The 17,004-nt window shown below is 64.4% G+C and carries 16 protein-coding genes; 6 read left to right on the forward strand and 10 right to left on the reverse strand.

The window, feature by feature from the left end:
• Positions 1–246: 246 nt before the first annotated feature.
• On the reverse strand, positions 247–1,749 hold the full coding sequence (locus tag HNS03_RS06555; RefSeq protein WP_367193903.1) for a CoA-acylating methylmalonate-semialdehyde dehydrogenase: 1,503 nt from the start codon (positions 1,747–1,749) through the stop codon (positions 247–249).
• A gap of 81 nt (positions 1,750–1,830) precedes the next feature.
• Between HNS03_RS06555 and HNS03_RS06560 the strand changes: the two genes are divergently transcribed.
• The 3 genes from HNS03_RS06560 (at position 1,831) to HNS03_RS06570 (ending at position 5,037) form a co-directional block, all read left to right on the forward strand.
• Positions 1,831–2,751 (forward strand): LysR family transcriptional regulator, encoded by a 921-nt coding sequence (locus HNS03_RS06560; RefSeq protein WP_367193904.1) that lies wholly within the window; start codon positions 1,831–1,833, stop codon positions 2,749–2,751.
• A 513-nt stretch (positions 2,752–3,264) separates the two neighbouring features.
• Complete coding sequence (gene purU, locus HNS03_RS06565) at positions 3,265–4,113, forward strand: formyltetrahydrofolate deformylase (RefSeq protein ID WP_367193905.1); 849 nt, start codon at positions 3,265–3,267, stop codon at positions 4,111–4,113.
• A gap of 39 nt (positions 4,114–4,152) precedes the next feature.
• A complete protein-coding gene (locus HNS03_RS06570; RefSeq protein WP_367193906.1) occupies positions 4,153–5,037 on the forward strand; it encodes a methylenetetrahydrofolate reductase in 885 nt (294 codons plus the stop codon).
• A 222-nt stretch (positions 5,038–5,259) separates the two neighbouring features.
• Here HNS03_RS06570 and HNS03_RS06575 read toward each other — a convergent pair whose 3' ends face one another.
• The 4 genes from HNS03_RS06575 to HNS03_RS06590 are packed head-to-tail and all read right to left on the reverse strand — an operon-like array spanning position 5,260 to position 7,469.
• Positions 5,260–5,583: a YciI family protein gene (locus tag HNS03_RS06575; RefSeq protein ID WP_367193907.1), complete on the reverse strand. Its 324-nt coding sequence runs from the start codon at positions 5,581–5,583 to the stop codon at positions 5,260–5,262.
• A complete protein-coding gene (locus HNS03_RS06580) occupies positions 5,583–6,425 on the reverse strand; it encodes a class III extradiol dioxygenase family protein (protein WP_367193908.1) in 843 nt (280 codons plus the stop codon). Before HNS03_RS06580 ends, HNS03_RS06575 begins: the two co-directional genes overlap by 1 nt.
• Positions 6,425–6,766, reverse strand: coding sequence for an extradiol ring-cleavage dioxygenase (locus tag HNS03_RS06585; RefSeq protein WP_367193909.1), 342 nt, complete (start codon positions 6,764–6,766; stop codon positions 6,425–6,427). The genes HNS03_RS06580 and HNS03_RS06585 overlap by 1 nt, the downstream gene beginning before the upstream one ends.
• Positions 6,759–7,469: an alpha/beta fold hydrolase gene (locus HNS03_RS06590; protein WP_367193910.1), complete on the reverse strand. Its 711-nt coding sequence runs from the start codon at positions 7,467–7,469 to the stop codon at positions 6,759–6,761. Before HNS03_RS06590 ends, HNS03_RS06585 begins: the two co-directional genes overlap by 8 nt.
• A 186-nt stretch (positions 7,470–7,655) precedes the next feature.
• Here HNS03_RS06590 and HNS03_RS06595 point away from each other — a divergent pair, with 186 nt between their 5' ends.
• The 3 genes from HNS03_RS06595 to HNS03_RS06605 all read left to right on the forward strand — a co-directional run bounded on the left by HNS03_RS06595 (position 7,656) and on the right by HNS03_RS06605 (position 11,739).
• Positions 7,656–8,405: a GntR family transcriptional regulator gene (locus tag HNS03_RS06595; protein WP_367193911.1), complete on the forward strand. Its 750-nt coding sequence runs from the start codon at positions 7,656–7,658 to the stop codon at positions 8,403–8,405.
• A gap of 112 nt (positions 8,406–8,517) precedes the next feature.
• Entirely contained in the window at positions 8,518–9,924 is a 1,407-nt protein-coding gene (locus HNS03_RS06600) for an aminomethyl transferase family protein (RefSeq protein ID WP_367193912.1), read from the forward strand.
• A gap of 609 nt (positions 9,925–10,533) precedes the next feature.
• Positions 10,534–11,739 (forward strand): porin, encoded by a 1,206-nt coding sequence (locus tag HNS03_RS06605; RefSeq protein WP_367193913.1) that lies wholly within the window; start codon positions 10,534–10,536, stop codon positions 11,737–11,739.
• A gap of 81 nt (positions 11,740–11,820) precedes the next feature.
• On the opposite strand, the gene HNS03_RS06610 is transcribed toward HNS03_RS06605, so the two are convergent.
• The 5 genes from HNS03_RS06610 to HNS03_RS06630 all read right to left on the reverse strand — a co-directional run bounded on the left by HNS03_RS06610 (position 11,821) and on the right by HNS03_RS06630 (position 16,934).
• Positions 11,821–12,447: a BA14K family protein gene (locus HNS03_RS06610; protein WP_367193914.1), complete on the reverse strand. Its 627-nt coding sequence runs from the start codon at positions 12,445–12,447 to the stop codon at positions 11,821–11,823.
• A gap of 187 nt (positions 12,448–12,634) precedes the next feature.
• Positions 12,635–13,366 (reverse strand): BA14K family protein, encoded by a 732-nt coding sequence (locus HNS03_RS06615; RefSeq protein ID WP_367193915.1) that lies wholly within the window; start codon positions 13,364–13,366, stop codon positions 12,635–12,637.
• 251 nt (positions 13,367–13,617) lie between these two features.
• Entirely contained in the window at positions 13,618–14,112 is a 495-nt protein-coding gene (locus tag HNS03_RS06620; protein ID WP_367194196.1) for an RNA pyrophosphohydrolase, read from the reverse strand.
• Positions 14,113–14,274: 162 nt separating this feature from the next.
• Positions 14,275–15,603 (reverse strand): S41 family peptidase, encoded by a 1,329-nt coding sequence (locus HNS03_RS06625; protein WP_367193916.1) that lies wholly within the window; start codon positions 15,601–15,603, stop codon positions 14,275–14,277.
• Positions 15,600–16,934, reverse strand: coding sequence for a murein hydrolase activator EnvC (locus HNS03_RS06630; protein WP_367193917.1), 1,335 nt, complete (start codon positions 16,932–16,934; stop codon positions 15,600–15,602). The genes HNS03_RS06625 and HNS03_RS06630 overlap by 4 nt, the downstream gene beginning before the upstream one ends.
• Positions 16,935–17,004: the final 70 nt, after the last annotated feature.

The raw sequence follows: 17,004 nt of genomic DNA on the forward strand, positions 1-17,004 counted from the left end.
CACATGGCGTCACGTCGGGCATCTCGTCCAGACCATCCCATCCGACGAATGCGCCAACTACTTCCAAAACGCAGGATACGCTTCCGTCACAAAATGACACGCTCTAGTCAATTTGTTCGGCTGCAATTTCGGACGGAAACCACTTCGCCTGGGCTTTGCTCAGGCCAGCGCGCGACCACGCGCCGGCCGATAGGCCGCGCCCGCGCAGCCGCGAGTGGAACGAGCCGGCGTGAGCGAAAAAATTGCTTAGCCCATCGTCGGCATGACGAAGTCGGCGTCGGCGCGCATGCCGGTCGGCCAGCGCGTGGTGACCGTCTTCAGCCGGGTGTAGAAGCGCATGCCCTCGGGCCCATGCATGTGGTGGTCGCCGAACAGCGACGCCTTCCAGCCACCGAAGGAATGGAACGCCATCGGCACCGGGATCGGCACATTGACGCCCACCATGCCGACTTCGATGTCCTGTGAGAACGCCCGCGCCACATCGCCGTCGCGAGTGAAGACCGCAACGCCGTTGCCGTAGTCGTGCCGGGAGATCACGTCGACCGCGCCGTCATAGTCGGCCGCGCGCACCACCGACAGCACCGGGCCGAAGATTTCCTCGCGCCAGATCGACATCTCCGGCGTGACCTTGTCGAACAGCGTCCCACCGATGAAGAAGCCGTTCTCGTAGCCCTGGCGATCCATCCGGAACTCGCGCCCGTCGACCACGAGTTCCGCGCCCTCGGCGACGCCGGCATCGACATAGCCGCGCACCTTGGCGAGATGCTGGGCGGTGACCAGCGGCCCCATCTCCGACGAACGGTCCACGGCCGGACCGATCTTCAGGGCCTCGATCTTCGGCACCAGCCGCTCGATCAGGGCGTCGGCGGTCTTCTCGCCCACCGGCACCGCGACCGACACCGCCATGCAGCGTTCTCCGGCGGAGCCATAGGCCGCGCCCATCAGCGCGCCGACGGCCATGTCCAGATCGGCGTCCGGCATGATGACCATGTGGTTCTTGGCGCCGCCCAACGCCTGCACGCGCTTCCCGTGCGCCGTGCCGGTGGCATAGATGTAGCGCGCGATCGGGGTGGAGCCGACGAAGCTCACCGCCTTCACATCCGGATGCGTCAGAAGGGCGTCCACCGCCTCCTTGTCGCCGTTGACGACGTTGAAGACGCCTTCGGGCAGACCGGCTTCGGTCAGAAGCTCGGCGATCAGGAGCGAGGCGGACGGGTCGCGCTCGGACGGCTTCAAGATAAAGCTGTTGCCGCAGGCCAGCGCCACCGGGAACATCCACATCGGCACCATGGCCGGGAAATTGAACGGCGTGATGCCGGCGACAACGCCTAGCGGCTGGCGCAACGAATGGCTGTCGACGCCGGTGCCGACATTCTCGGTGATCTCGCCCTTCAGAAGGTGCGGCGCCCCAACGGCGAACTCGACCACCTCCAGGCCGCGAGTGACCTCGCCCAGCGCATCCTCATGGGTCTTGCCATGTTCGGCGGAAATCGCCTCGGCGAGCCGGTCGGCATGCTCCTGGAGGAGGAACTTGAACTTGTCGAGAATGCGCGCGCGGCGCAGCGGCGGCGTCTTGGCCCACGCCGGAAAGGCCGCCTTGGCGACGGCAACGACATCGGCCACTTCATCGGCACTTGCCAGCGGCGCACGCCCGGTCACCTCTCCCGTCGCGGGATCGAAAACGTCGGAAAAGCGGTCGGAGCGACCGGCGACGCGCGCGCCGCCGACATAATGGGAAAGATCGGGCATGGGACATTCCTGACTTGCGTTGCGGGCCCCACGCTTGCGGTTTAATTTCCGCAAAGCAATCTAATATAATAAACAATAGATATGCAAAAATCCGCACTCAACAACGCTGCCGGCTTAGATTGGGACGATGCCCGCGTGTTCCTCGCCGTCGCCCGCGCGGGCCAGTTTCTCGCGGCCGCACGCACGCTCGGCCTGAACCAGGCGACGCTGAGCCGTCGGGTGGCCGCATTGGAAACGGCACTCGGCAGCAAGCTTCTGATCCGGCGTACCCATGGCTCAGAGCTGACGGAGGCCGGCCATCGGCTGGTGGCCGCTCTGGAGCGGGTGGAAACGGAGTTTATCCGGGCGCAGGCCGCCATCGGCGACCATGAAGCCGCTCTTGCCGGCACCGTCCGCATTGGAGCACCCGACGGCTTTGGGGTCGGCTTCATCGCCCCGCGGCTGGCCGATCTCGTCGCCCGCCATCCGGGCCTCAGGCCCCAGCTCGTGCCGGTGCCGCGCAGTTTTTCCCTCTCCAAGCGCGAGGCGGACGTCGCCGTGCTGGTCGGCCGGCCGGACACCGGCCGCCTGGTCGCCCGCAAGCTCACCGATTACACGCTCAGCCTCTACGCCTGCGAGCGCTATCTGGAGGCCAACGGGCGGCCGACCGCCCCAACCGACCTCGCCCGCCACCGGCTGGTCGGTTATGTCGACGATCTGATCCCTACCCCCGCGCTGGACTATGCGCGCGAATTCCTGCGCAACTGGCGCTCCGACGTGGAAGTCTCCAGCGCGCTCGGCCAACTTGAAGCCGTACGCGCCGGCGTCGGCATCGGCGTTCTGCACGACTATCTGGCGCGCCCGGTTCCCGGCCTCGTCCGCGTGCTTCCCGAGCTATCCGCGACCCGGGCCTACTGGCTTGCCAGCCACGAGAGCCTGCGCGACCTCCCGCGCATTCGGGCCACCATGGCATTCTTGGCCGATGCGGTGCGCGCCAACCAAGCTCACTTCACGGCCCGATAACCCGGCAAGTCGAGCGGATCGATCGAACGCGCGCGCTACGCCTTCCCTCCCCCCAAAGCGTCAGCCCCAGAGCATCGACCCGAACGCCCGGAGCGCCGGGCACTCGAGTGTGTACATAAATCGCGAGAAGTCGGATTCTTCGCTTGAGTTCCGCTAAATTTTCTCCAAATATGTATACATAACGAGCCAGCGAGGGTGGCTTTCGGCGAACTAGCGGACGACCGGCCGCAAACCAGGAGCAGGATCGCGGGTAAGCGGGAACCGGCTTTCCACGTGAATTTCGCTCTAACCTATTGGGATTAGTCGCGTTTCAGAATTTCGGATCGTTTTGTTTCGAAATCGTCGCGATCTCGCCGGTTGGACCCGGCTGATCCTCCGGTCGCGGGTTCCGGATTGGCGTCGCACCGGCCCAAGTGACCGGTCCTTCGCATCGCCGCGAAACCCGACCGTCGTCGCGACGGGAGCGCGTCGCTAAACGCCACCCCGATCGCCGATGTCGAGGGAGTGCCCTTTATGAAGACTTATGTGCTGACGCTTCGCTGCCAGGATCGACCCGGGATTGTCGCCCGCGTCACCACCCGGCTCGCTGACAGCGGCGGCAATATCGAAGAAGCCCAGCAGTTCGAGGACAAGGAGACCGGCAATTTCTTCATGCGGGTCGCCTTCACGATCGCCGAGCCGATCGACGATTTCCTCAACGGCTTCGCGGAAGAAGTGAAGCGCTTCGACCTGACCTGGACGCTACGGCCTGCCGACGCCAAGCGCCGGGTGCTGATCCTGGTTTCCAAGTTCGACCACTGCCTGGGCGACCTGCTCTACCGCATGCGCATCGGCGAGTTGAACATGGAGTGCGTCGGCATCGTCTCGAACCATCCGAGCTCCGCCCTCCATCTGACGCTGCAGGAAGGCATTTCCTACCATCACCTGCCGGTCACCAAGGATACGAAAGCCGGGCAGGAAGCGCAGATCAAGAAGGTGATCGAGGAGTCCGGCGCCGAGCTCGTGGTGCTCGCCCGCTATATGCAGATCCTGTCGGACGACTTTTCCGCCTATCTCTCCGGGCGCTGCATCAACATCCACCACTCGTTCCTGCCGGGATTCAAGGGCGCCAAGCCCTACCACCAGGCGTACGAGCGCGGCGTGAAGATGATCGGTGCCACCGCCCACTACGTCACCGCCGATCTCGATGAAGGGCCGATCATCGCCCAGGACGTCGAGCACGTGACCCATGCCGACCGGCCCGACGATCTGGTGCGCAAGGGCCGCGACATCGAGCGACGCGTTTTGGCGCGTGCCGTTTCCTATCACCTGGAAGACCGTGTGCTCATGAACGACGGCAAGACGGTGGTGTTCAAGCGGTAGGGCCGACTTCAGATAGGACGAAGCACAGGGAGTGACGCCATGAGTGGGCGTGACGAGAATTCCAACAAGATTGCCGCCTCGATCGAGATCTCGCCGAAACAGGCGATCGAATCGAGCGATCTTCCCGGCCTGTTTCCGGACGGTGTTCGGGTCTACGTTACCGATGTGGGAAGCGATCCGACTGCGACCCTGGTGGAAGCCGCCAAGCGCGTGCGCGATCTCGGCTACGTTCCGGTGCCCCATATCGCCGCGCGCCGCTTGACGACGACCGCGGCGTTCGAAGAGCGCATCCGCGCCCTGACCGAAGAGGTCGGCGTGAATGAAGTGCTGATCATCGGCGGCGGCTTGGACAAGCCGACGGGCGATTTCGCCTCCACCATGACGGTCCTGGAGACCGGGATGCTGGAGCGCTTCGGGATCAAGGAGATCGGCGTTGCCGGTCATCCTGAAGGTAGCCCCGACTTCTCCGAGGACACGGCCTACGAAGCGCTGCGCCTGAAGCAGACGTTTGGCGAACAAAGCGGCATCAAAGTCCGTATCGTGACCCAGTTCGGCTTCGATCCCGACCAGGCGATCAAATGGGCGATGGGGTTGAAGGAGCACGGCGTGGAGCTGCCGATCCATCTCGGTGTCGCCGGCCCGGCGAAGACCACCACGCTGATCAAGTACGCGGCCATGTGCGGTGTCGGCAACTCGGTCAACTTCCTGCGCAAGCACTCGCGCTCGCTGGTGACCCTGGCAACCAGCCACTCGCCGGAAAGCGTGGTCGGACCGATCGAGCAGCACGTTATCGAGACGCCGGCATCGCCGATCAAGCAGATCCACGTGTTCCCGTTCGGCGGCATCAAGAAAGCCGCCCATTGGCTCGAGGAGCGCGGATCCTGGCCTACGGAGCGCCAGAACGTCTCGATGTATACGCTGTAGAGCCGCCTCGGCCGCTCATCCCACGGACAAACAAAAGCCTCCGATCCCGGATCGGAGGCCTTTTTTATGGCTTCTCACACGATGGGAGCCTGGCCGGACTGGCAGCTTTCGCAAGCGTGAACGGAGAAAATCAACTGCGGCCAGCGCGCGACGGCGCGCCGGCCTTTGGTTTGGACGCGCTTCCGGACGGAAAACTGGTACCCGCTTTTCCTGGAAATGTGTTTAGAGCCGCGGGCTCATGGGCTCGGCAATCCGATGCGCCTGGAAGGTCTCCGGCAACGGCGTGAGATCCACCTCGGCCACGATACCGTCCAGATAGAACGGATCGCCTTCGGCAAAGGCTTTGGCATCGGCCAGCGATGCCGCTTCCAGGATCCCGAAATTGCCGGTGGACGATCCCTGGTCGTCGACCAGGGCCGAACCGATCAGAACCGACACCAAGCCGTTGCCGCCGGAGCCGACCCATTGACGGTGCTCCGGCCGGCGCGCATCGCGGGCGGCATCCTGACCCGGATGATGCAGGCAGCGCATGAGGAAGAACGCCATTAGGCCGCGTTCTCCAGGATGACCATGCCGGCACCGGTCATGGAGGCGGGCGCGTGGTAGTGCTTGTGCACGAGGTCGACCTTGGGCTGGAGCGCGGCGCGCATCACCAGCCACATGATCAGCTCGGCGCCTTCGGAGCCGAACATCTCCACATAGTCCTCGCGCGACATCTGCCGGTAGCGCTCGGGATCGTTGGCAATACCTTCCAGCCAGGCGAGATCGGCCTCGCGGTTGATGTAGCCCGCCCGGGTGCCCTGGAGCTGGTGAGACAGCCCGCCAGTGCCCATGATCACCACCCGATCGTCGCCCGGGAAGCTCTCGATCGCATTGCGCAGAACGATGCCGAGCTCCCAGCAACGCTGCGGCGTCGGGATCGGGAACTGGATCGTGTTGACCCAGATCGGGATCACCTTCACCGGCCAGGTTTCGGGACGGCCGAAGAACAGCTCCATCGGGACCTGGAAACCGTGGTCGACATCGATCTCGCGGCAAACGAGCGGGTCGAAATGGCGCTCCACCATCAGGTCCACCAAGTGCCAGGCGAGATCGGTCGCGCCTTCGAACGGCGGAATGTTGCGGGGGCCCCAGCCTTCGTCGGCCGGGTTGTAGCGATCGGCAACGCCCACGGCAAAGGTCGGCACGCGGTCCAGAAAGAAGGAGTTGCCGTGATCGTTGAAGATCACCACGGCCACATCCGGACGCGCTTCCTTGACCCAGCGCTTGCCTTCGTCGTAGCCGGAGAAGAACGGCTTCCAGTCCGGCGTTTCCGTTAGCCCTTTGTCCAGGGCGACGCCGATGGACGGCACGTGGCTGGTGCCGAGACCGCCGATAATTTTCGCCATCAGTGCTTTCCCAGTCGCTCTTTCAGGAAGATGTCGTGGTCCATGCCGACCTGGGCGGCCCCGATCTGGGTGATCGGCGTCGGGTCGATGGCAGAGATCTTCAGGATGAAGAAGAGATTGCCGCCGAGGCGGACCATCTCGTGCCAATTGCGCGCCTTCACGGCCGCCTTCTCTTCCGCGTTCAGGCCGAAGCGGTCCAGATAGGCGTCCTCGTCTTCCACGAAGGCGGCGCGGTTCGCGGGCTCACCCAGCGCCATCGCCATCTTGTTGAGGCGGTAGCCCCGCAGGTTGGCGTCGCGATCGAAAAGGGGCGTGGGGGCGATTTCCAGTGTCTCAGGCATCGAACCTGTCCTTGTTGCGCACGAGCCAATCGGTGATGGCAGCGGCGGTCTCCTGCGGACGCTCGACCGGCAGGAAGTGCCCTGCCCCGTCGATCACCTGGAGCTCCGCATCCGCCAAAAGCTCGGCGATCTCGCGGTGTTGCTGTTCTGGCGACCATCCGTCCTGGGCGCCGGTCAAAAGCAGGACCGGGCACGCGATCGACGGCAGGTAGCTGGAGGCATCCGGCCGGTCGACGAGTGCGCGGATCTGGCGTTCATGCACGTCCGGGCCGGCGGCCAGAACCATCTCGGTCAGGTCGGCAACCAGATCGGTATCGCCGACACGGGCCGGATCGAGCATTGGCGGCAGCCACTCCGCGGCCAGCCGCGACATGTCCTCATGGCCGAGATCGACCTTGGCTTGCCGTTTCGGCTCCTCGCCCGGCTTCTTCGGGCCGTGGCCGGTGTTGGCGAGCACCAGGCCGCGCACGCGCTCCGGCGCCTGGTGCGCCATCTCCATGGCGACCCGCCCCCCCATGGAATGACCGACCACGATCAGCGGACCATCAACCTCGCCAAGCAGCCGTTCCGCCATCCGAGGGATCGAAACATCCCGGGTCACATCGGCGTCGCGCGGAGCAAATCCGTCGGGCGCGGCGACAGCCACCGACCGCCAGACCCGTTGATCCGACACGAGACCCGGAATGAGAAGCAACGTGATCATTTCATGAGTCTGATTTTGTGAATACATTGAAACCGGACAATGGGATACGAACCCCCAAAAGGCAACCAAAAATAACGAAAATGTATACATTAATGCGTCCCACTTTTGGGCTCGACTGGCAAGTGGGCGACACGCATTGAAGGGTGGAGTAGGGAACGTCCCACACAAGTGGAAGGGAGAACGGCCGTGTCAGAGGCAAAAGGTGCAAGTACCCACACGATGCGGGCTCAGGTAGAGCTGCGCCGCCGCATTCTCAGCGGCGAGTTTCCCGGCGGAACCCGGCTGCTCGAGGTTGCGATGGCGGAGGAGCTGGAGATTTCCCGCACGCCCGTGCGCGAGGCCATGTCGCGGCTGGCCGAAGAGGGTCTTCTGGAACGCGCGCGCGGCGGCGGCTTCCTGGTGCGCCGGTTCGCCTATTCCGACGTCGTCGATACGATTGAGCTGCGCGGCGTGCTGGAAGGAACCGTCGCGCGCTTTGCCGCGGAGCGCGGCGTCCCCGCCCCCCGGATGGCGGAGATGCGCAAGATCCTCGCCCAACTCGACACCTGCTTCGGCCGCGACTTGGACGATGTCGACTTCGAGCGCTACTCGGCGTTCAACAGCGCCTACCACGAAGCGCTCTGGCGACTTCCGGGCAGCCATACGATGATGCGCGAACTCGCCAAGGTCACCCGTCTGCCGTTCGCCTCGCCATCCGCCTTCCTGCCCTCGCGCCGACAGCCCGGCCTGTTTCGACAATCCCTGCGCGAGGCCCAATCCCAGCACCGCGCCATCGTGGAGGCGATCGAAGCTCGGGAAGGCGCCCGCGCGGAGGCGCTGGCGCGCGAGCACGCCCGCTCGGCGCGCAACAATCTCGCGCTCCTGTTCGACGAAGGCGGCGACCTCGCCCTCGGAAACCCGGCGCTCGCCCTGATGGAGCCGGGCGACAGCGCCTGATCTCAACGCCTGCCGCGTCGTCATGTCCTTGCCATCAAATTTCGCTTGTCGAGGTGGCAGGCGAGTCGCTAGTTTATGTATACATTTAAGCAACCCTCGGGAGGATCCCACCATGGCAGGTCAGAGCTTAAGTTCGGTTTTGCAGGGTTATGCCAACCCTGTCGAGATGCTGCGCAACTCGCGAATTGGCATGTATGTATACCCTGTCGTCGCGCCGGAGTTCAGCAACTGGCGTGACGAGCAGCGCGCCTGGCGCGAGACGGCGGTGCTGTTCGACCAGTCGCATCACATGGATGAGCTGATCGTCGAGGGCCCGGATGCGGCTGCCTTCCTCGAGCATGTCGGCATCAACTCGTTCGCCAACTTCGACCTCAACCGCGCCAAGCACTTCGTTCCGGTCACCCCGGCCGGGCACGTGATCGGCGACATGATCATCTTCCGCGAGCGCGAGGACAAATTCATCCTGGTCGGCCGCGCGCCGACGGCGAACTGGGTGAAGTTCCAGGCCGCGGTCGGGTCCTGGAAGGTGCGCCTAACCCACGATCCGCGCTCCGACAGCCGCCCGGACGGCAAGGCGGTCTACCGCACCCACTATCGCTTCCAGATCCAGGGCCCGGAGGCTCCGAAGATCTTCGAGAAGATCAATGGCGGACCGATCCAGGACATCAAGTTCTTCCATGTCGACTGGATCAATGTGGGCTCCAAGAAGGTGCAGGCACTGCGCCACGGCATGGCCGGCGCGCCGGGCCTCGAAATCTGGGGCCCCTACGCCGACAAGCACTACATCCATTCGGTGATCCTGCAGGCGGCCAAAGACGCCGGCGTCGACATGCACCAGTGCGGCAGCCGCGCCTACTCCACCAACACGCTGGAATCGGGCTGGATCCCCTCCCCGCTGCCGGGTATCTACACCGGCGACGGCATGATGAAGGACTACCGCGACTGGCTCGGCGCCGACAGCTACGAAGCGACCGGCTCGATCGGCGGCAGCCTGGTCTCCGACAACATCGAGGACTATTACGTCAATCCGTTCGAGCTCGGCTACGGCTTCTATATCGGCTGGAAGTCCGACTTCATCGGTAAGGACGCCCTCACCAAGATGAAGGACGGCAAGAACCGCAAGAAGGTCACTTTCGAGTGGCATCGTGAGGATGTCCTGAAGGTGATCGCCTCGAACCTGGAGAAGGGCGAGCCCTTCAAGTGGATCGACTTCCCGCAGCCGAACTACGCCTCGTCGTCCGCCGACATGATCATGCGCGACGGCAAGCACGTCGGCATGTCGATGTTCAACGGCTACAGCTACAACGAGCGCTGCCTGCTGTCGCTCGGCGTGGTCAATGACGATGTCCAGATCGGCGACGAGCTGACGCTGGTCTGGGGCGAGCCGGAGCACACCCAGAAGACCTCGACGGAGAAGCACAAGCAGACGGAGATCCGTGTGCTCGTGTCGCCGACGCCATACTCCAGCGAAGCCCGCGAGTCCTACGCCTCGGGAAGCTGGCGCGAAAAGACGGCCTAACTTTTCAAAACATAAAACCAAGACGAACCGCGAAGCCTGACATGAAGGGTCCGCGCCTTGAGCGCGGGCCCTTTTTTCGTGCCATCCCGCACCTGCCAGAACGGCGCGCAGGCCGGGACACCCGATGCCATCTCGAAAGCGTTTCCGGGCCAAATGGAAACCGGTTGGCCCGGAAACGCTCCAAGCGAAACTCACGCGAGTTCCCCAACGGACTTGGAAAGAAACTGCTTTCGCATCTCGCGAAAGGCCTTAAATTTCAATTGCTTAAATGCCATTTTTCGCGATTTGGCGGCGTTGACATCACAATCACTTTATTCAAACTCTCCCACAACAGAATAAATACAGAAAACGACTCGTCATTCTGCATTCGGCGAGCCAGGGAGAACGCAATGCATCGCATATCGACAGCCGGATAAGCTGTAAATCCCAGCGACTTTGATGATTTTTTCCTCCGATTCGAGAACAAAATCGAACCGGGAATACGGCGAACTATGCCTGAGCTCTATCCATCCGTGACGAAAACATGGTTCGGGAGCGATCCGCTCCGCGCAGTCGCCAACGCGCAAAAATACTTTCACAGAAAACAAAACAAACCCGGAGGGTCATGATTTGATCAACCTAAAGCAGCTTCTTATCGGGTCCGGCATCGGCTTGTTGGCAACAACCGGTGTAGAGGCGGGCGATTTACCGATCGCACCGGAACCGATCGACTACGTCCGCGTCTGTGACGCCTTCGGAGCGGGCTACTACTACATTCCCGGTACGGACACCTGTCTGGCGCTGCGAGGCCGGGTCCGTGCGGAAATGCGCTACTATGACAACGACTTCGCACCCCGTTGGCGCGACTTCAATTCCACCGGCTTCCGGGCCCGCGGCTATGTCTACATGGACTCCCGCACCAACACCGAATTCGGCCTACTGCGGGCCTACAACGAAATTTGGATCACGCACGATTCCGTTCTTCCCTTCAGCTCCACTGGTGGCTCCAGCACGCGGATCGACCTTTGGAACTCTCTGATTCAGTTCGGCGGCTTCACCTTCGGGAAAACCGGCTCCTTCTACGACTTCGGCAACTATGCGACCTGGGCGTTCATGTTCACGCCGAGTGAATCGAGCCAGCGCCAGTTCGTCGCCGCCTACACATTTGCCGCAGGCAACGGCGTCTCATCCAGCCTGTCTGTGGAAAGCACCGAAACCCGCCGCTACGGCATCGCCGGTTACACGCCCGGCTATGGCGGCACGAAATATCCCGATCTGATCGCCAACGTCCGGATCGATCAAGGCTGGGGCTCGGCGCAGCTCAGCGGCGCGCTGCATCAAGTTTGGCCGGGCTACGACGCAACCGGCGCAACGCCGGGAAGCGAAGTCGGCTGGGGTCTCAATGCCGGCGTCGTGCTCAACCTGCCGTTCGCGGGCGCGAAGTTCAATCTTACCGGCGCCTACACCCAGGGTGCGGTCCACTACGCCTCAAGCGACATAACCACGCCGCTCGACGGCGGTGACGCGACCTGGAACCCTGTCACCGGCGATCTGGACCTTGCCACTGCCTGGAGCGTCTCCGGCGGCCTCGGCTTCAACTTCAGCCCGACCGTCGAGGCGGCCATCCAGGCCGGCTACCTCAACTACGAAGACGGCGACAACGCCCTCAACGACTTCAAGAATTACGACCTGCAGGGCAACATCGGCTGGAAGCCGGTGTCCGGCCTCCTGATCGGCACGGAAGTCAACTATCGCTACGTGGATGCGGCGTCAGGCTCCGGCATCGACGACGGCGGCCTTTGGGCGGCCGCGTTCCGCGTCCAGCGCACCTTCTGACCTCGGCGGACGTCCTTCGTCCATCAATTGCCCGGCGGGAAACCGCCGGGCCTTTTGTCGCCTGTCAGCGCGGCCAACGGCCTACTGACAGTAGTGATACTTGCCGTCGTAGCCGAGATAGAGCCCGGTCTGCGGATTGAACGACTTGTACTTGTTGGAGCAATATTCGTACCAAGCTGGCGTCCACGGCGGGATACCGTTTCGCGTGGCGGGCGCACCGCTCTGGACCGTTGCCGGCGGGCTGGACGCCGCCGCACCCAGCATGGCCCCGGCAGCAAGCCCCAGCGCAGCGGCGGCCACCCAGGCGCCGTCATTGTAGACGTACCAGCCATTGTTCCGCGGCCACCAGTAACGCCCGTCATGCCAGCGCCAGTCGCCACGACCACGGGCCCAACCCGGCGGCGGGGGCGGCGGCGGACGATGGTGATAGCGACCCGGGGGCGGGCCACGATACCGGCCGGGAGGCGGCCCGTGGTAGCGGTTCGGCGGCGGACCGCGGTGGTGGTAGCGCCCGCCGGGAGGCGGCGCAGGATGCCCACCCGGAACCCGGCGCCAACCCTGGCCGTCACCGACTTTTTGGATCGCGCCGTCACCGGCCATCGCCGGGCCTGCCGCCTGGATCACCGGCGCCGCCCTGGCGGAGACAACCGGCAACACCGGCATGACCGCCAAGCTCAACGCCATAGCAAGTGCGAGTGGCTTGCGCATGTTGAACCTATCCTTTCCGACCCGATCCGGCTCTGCCGAACCCGGTTCCAACGCACCGAGAGCCTTTTCCGATCATCTGCACTCGTTTGATCGTCTAGAAAGCGCTCCGGATTCCACAATTTGTGCAATTCGCATCCATTCGGATCGCCTTAACCCGGACGGAAAATGCTCTATCGCCCACCTTCACTCATCGACAATAGTGATACTTGCCATCGTAACCGAGATAGAGCCCGGTCTGCGGATTGAAAGACTTATACTTATTGGAGCAGTACTGATACCAGGCCGGCGTCCACGGCGGTATACCGTTCCGTGTGACCGGAGCACCGCTTTGAACCGTGCCCCGTGGGGCCGCAAGCGTACCGCCGATCACGACGCCGGCGCCAAATCCGTAAGGCCAGCCGCCATACCAGGGATTCCAGTTGTCGTACCCCCAGACGGGACCGCGATAGTAGCCCCGGCGAGGTCCGCGCCAAGCGCGCCGCGGTGGTGGGCGGTGCCACCTTCGCGGCGGAGGCCCGCCATGCCATCCGCGCGGCGGCGGTCCGGCGTGACGGCGATGCGGCGGGGGACCATGGCGTCCGCCACGCGGAGGAGATCCGGCGTGACGTCCCCCACGGTCCCTCGGCGGTCCCGCATGACGCCCTCCACCGGGCGGAGGGCCGTCATGGCGTCCGGGCCCCGGTCCGCCCCGTGGCCGGGCCTGGCCGGGGGGTGGCCGCCATCCGCCGCGATCGCTGCGATATTCTCCGCCCCCACCGCCCGGACCGACGCGCTGCCAGCGATTTTGCACTTCAACGATCGCCGAACGCGTTTGGGGGGCGGCAACGCCCGACAACGCGGATGCGCCGGAAACGCTGCCGACGAACCCACCCAACCCTGTCGCCCATGCCAGAGCGAAAGCCAGGCATCGCTTGTTCATGTCGTTTCTCCACCGACATCAAACGCTCGGCGCAAGGACCTGTTCCGCCGCCGCGCCAGGAAGTGTCGCCCCACTTCACCCTGCGGATATCGCCAATCCTGCCTGAACGCGACATGAACGCCATTGGGCCAGATCAACGGAGCCGAAGCGGAAGCGGCAACGATGGAGGCCGGTGAAACGGCGTCTGGCTTAGAGGCTCGACCAAAGCACCGGGCGGGGAAGAGTGTCGGGGAAACGAAGGCCGGAGCCAATTAGCAGATGTCGCGGAAAGCGCTGACGACCTGCTCATAGACATGACGCTTGAACGGAACCACCAGATCCGGCAGCCGCTCCAGCGCCTCCCAGCGCCAGGAGGCGAACTCCGGCTTGTGCCCGTCCGGCGGCGACAGGACGTCGATCTCCGCATCCGAGCCTTCGAAGCGAAGAGCGAACCACTTCTGGCGCTGCCCGCGATAGCGCCCCTTCCAGGCGACGCCGACGAGCTCGGGCGGCAAATCGTAGGTGAGCCAGTCTGGCGCTTCGGCAATCAGGCTGGCGGACGAGATCGAGGTCTCCTCATAGAGCTCCCGCCGGGCCGCGGCGAACGGTTCCTCGCCGTCGTCAATCCCACCCTGGGGCATCTGCCAGGCCATCGTGAGGCTGTGCTCCGATCCGCCCCGCCGCTCGCCCACAAACACCTGGCCGTCGGCATTGAAGAGGGCCACGCCGACGCACGGACGGTAGGGAAGCGTATCGGGATCGACCACGGGAGCCTCTTGGAGATCATGCAGGAGTGCCAGCAAGTAGGCCCACGGAAAGGCCATGGTCAAGCGCGGATCAACTCCGCGTGAGGCTGGCAGGAAGACGCACAAGCACACACAAAAAGAGGCGCTCGTGGCGCCCCTTTTCGCGTTCGGTCGAACTGACGATCAGTTCGGCACGCCCGCGGACGGATCCGGCGGGAAGGCGCTGTTGACCTGGAGCCCGCGCAGGAGGTCGAGGGCCGCCTGAAGCTGCTGGTCCTTCTCCTCGTCGGCCGGGACGTAGGCGAACGAGCCGGTGCTCTCCTCGCCTTCCTCCGCCTCCAGATGGCCGCGAAGGGACGCCTCGCCACGCGCGGTGACCTTGCCGATGAGTTCCTCCGGCAGCTCCTGATCGACCTCGATATCCGGATCGATGCCCTTGGCCTGGATCGAGCGGCCCGCCGGCGTGTAGTAGCGCGCCGTCGTCAGCCGCAGGGCGCCATTGGAGCCGAGCGGGATGATGGTCTGCACCGAGCCCTTGCCGAACGACCGGGTGCCTAGAATGGTCGCCCGCCGATGGTCCTGAAGCGCACCGGCAACGATCTCCGAGGCCGAGGCCGATCCGCCGTTGACGAGCACGATCACCGGCTTGCTGTCGATCATATCGCCCGGACGCGCATTGAAGCGCTGGGTGTCGCCTTCCTCGCGGCCACGGGTGGAGACGATCTCGCCCTTGTCGAGGAACGCATCCGACACCGAGATCGCCTGGTCGAGCAGCCCGCCCGGGTTGTTGCGCAGGTCGATGACGAAGCCCTTGAGCTTGTCGGCCGGAATTTCGTTCTCCAGCTCGTCGATCGCCTCGGTAAGACCGTCGAAGGTGCGCTCGTTGAACTGGGTGATGCGGATGTAGCCGACGTCCTCCTCCGGATGCCACTTCACCGACTGGATCTTGATGATCTCGCGGGTGATGGTGACCTCGAAGGGCTCGTCGGTCCCGTCGCGCAACACGGTCACGGTGAGATCCGTATTGACCGGGCCGCGCATTTTTTCGACCGCTTCGGACAAGGTCAGACCGCGCACGGTCTCGCCGTCGAGAGCGATGATCTTGTCGCCAGCAAGGATACCGGCCTTCTGGGCCGGCGTGTCGTCGATCGGCGAGACGACCTTCACCACCTCGTCTTCCATGGTGACTTCGATGCCGAGCCCGCCGAACTCACCGCGGGTCTGCACCTGCATGTCGCGGAAGTCCTTCGGCGGCATGTAGGAGGAATGGGGATCGAGCGCGGAGAGCATTCCGTTGATCGCGGTTTCGATCAACTTGGAATCCTCAGGCTGCTCCACATAGTCCGACCGGACCCGCTCGAACACGTCGCCGAATAGGTTGAGCTGGCGATAGGTGTCGGAAGACGCCGCCTCCGCCACGCCGGTCGGCATCCAGCGCACACCGTCGAGCGTGGCCACCGCGACCGCCCCGATCAGCACGCCGACCCCGATGAGGGAAATACGGGTCATCATCCACGAACCTCTTCATCTACCCTATCCGCCCACCACGGGGCCGGATCGATGGACGTCCCATCTTTTCTAAACTCTACATAGAGCACAGGTCGGGGCGATTCGATGTCCATCGTCGCTGCGCTCGCGAACCTTTGAGCACCCATTACGCCGACAGGCTCGCCGGCCAGGACGAATTGGCCAAGTTGCACCTCTGTTCGTTTCATGCCGGCCAAGAGCACATGATATCCGCCGCCGACATTCAGGATCAAGAGTTGCCCGTAGCTGCGGAACGGCCCGGCATAAACCACCCAGCCGTCGGCCGGTGCCACGATCTGGGCGTCGGGTAGCGTCGCGATCGAAATCCCGAGCGCGGTGTCGCCGGTCGCATCGGGTTCGCCGAAGGTGCGCAGCACGGCGCCTTCGGCCGGGAGCGGAAGCCGACCGCGCGCCTTGGCGAACGGAATCGCCGGCGCCAACCGGCCCGCATCGCTGGCCGACGGGGTCCGGCCGGCCGCACTTGCCGCCCGAGCCGCCTCCGCCGCCGAGCGCGCGCTTTCGACCTCGTCTTCCAGGCTGGCGATGAGATCTTCCAGACTGTCGGCGCGGCCGGCGAGTTCCTCCGCCTTCTGGCGTTCGGCCGCCAGCGTCTCCGCCTTCTCCTCGCGCTGCTTCTTCTTCTCCGCAATCAGGAGCTCCACGCGGGTGCGCTCCTCGGTCAGGGATCCGAGATCGGCGGCCAGACGCGCCCGCTCGCTCGCGATTTCCGCCTTCAGCGTCGTCAGCGCGTTCAGATCGGCGGCCAGCGCTTCCGCTTCGGTGTTCAGCTCAGGCACCACCGCGCCCAGCAGGATGGCGCTGCGCACCGCCGACAGCGCATCTTCCGGCTTCACCGCAATTGCCGGCGGCGGGTGCACGCCGATACGCTGCAACGCCGCCAAAATCTCCGCGATCACGCCGCGGCGCTCGTTCAGGGACTGGCGGATCCAGTGTTCGTTTTCCGACAGGGAGCCCAGGCGCTCCTCACTGTCGGAGATGCGGCGCTCAAGCTGCGCGACCCGTTCCGCGGTCCCGACCAGCTCCTCGTTGAGGGCCTTGCGGTCCTTCTCCAGCGCCTCGACCTCGGCGGCCAGCTCCTCGGTACGCGCCTCGCTGATGCGTGCCTGCTCGCGCAGCGCATCGAGTTCGCGCTGACGCTCCTCGATCCGCGCCTGAGCGTCTTTATCAGGGGTGGCGTCCTGGGCCACCGTCACTCTTGAAGGAAACGCCAGAGCGACCAAAACCGCGCAGACGAACGCGCAGCACCGCACCGCCCGACCGGCAGTCCGTTTGCGCCTCCGCTCGCGCGCGGTCATCGCCATGATTCCCTTTCGGTGCCGGGATGCGCGCCCTCACCCGAGACGAACCAGGTCCGGGCCGATCGCG

The organism is Amorphus sp. 3PC139-8, assembly GCF_040750475.1.
GTDB lineage: Bacteria > Pseudomonadota > Alphaproteobacteria > Rhizobiales > Amorphaceae > Amorphus.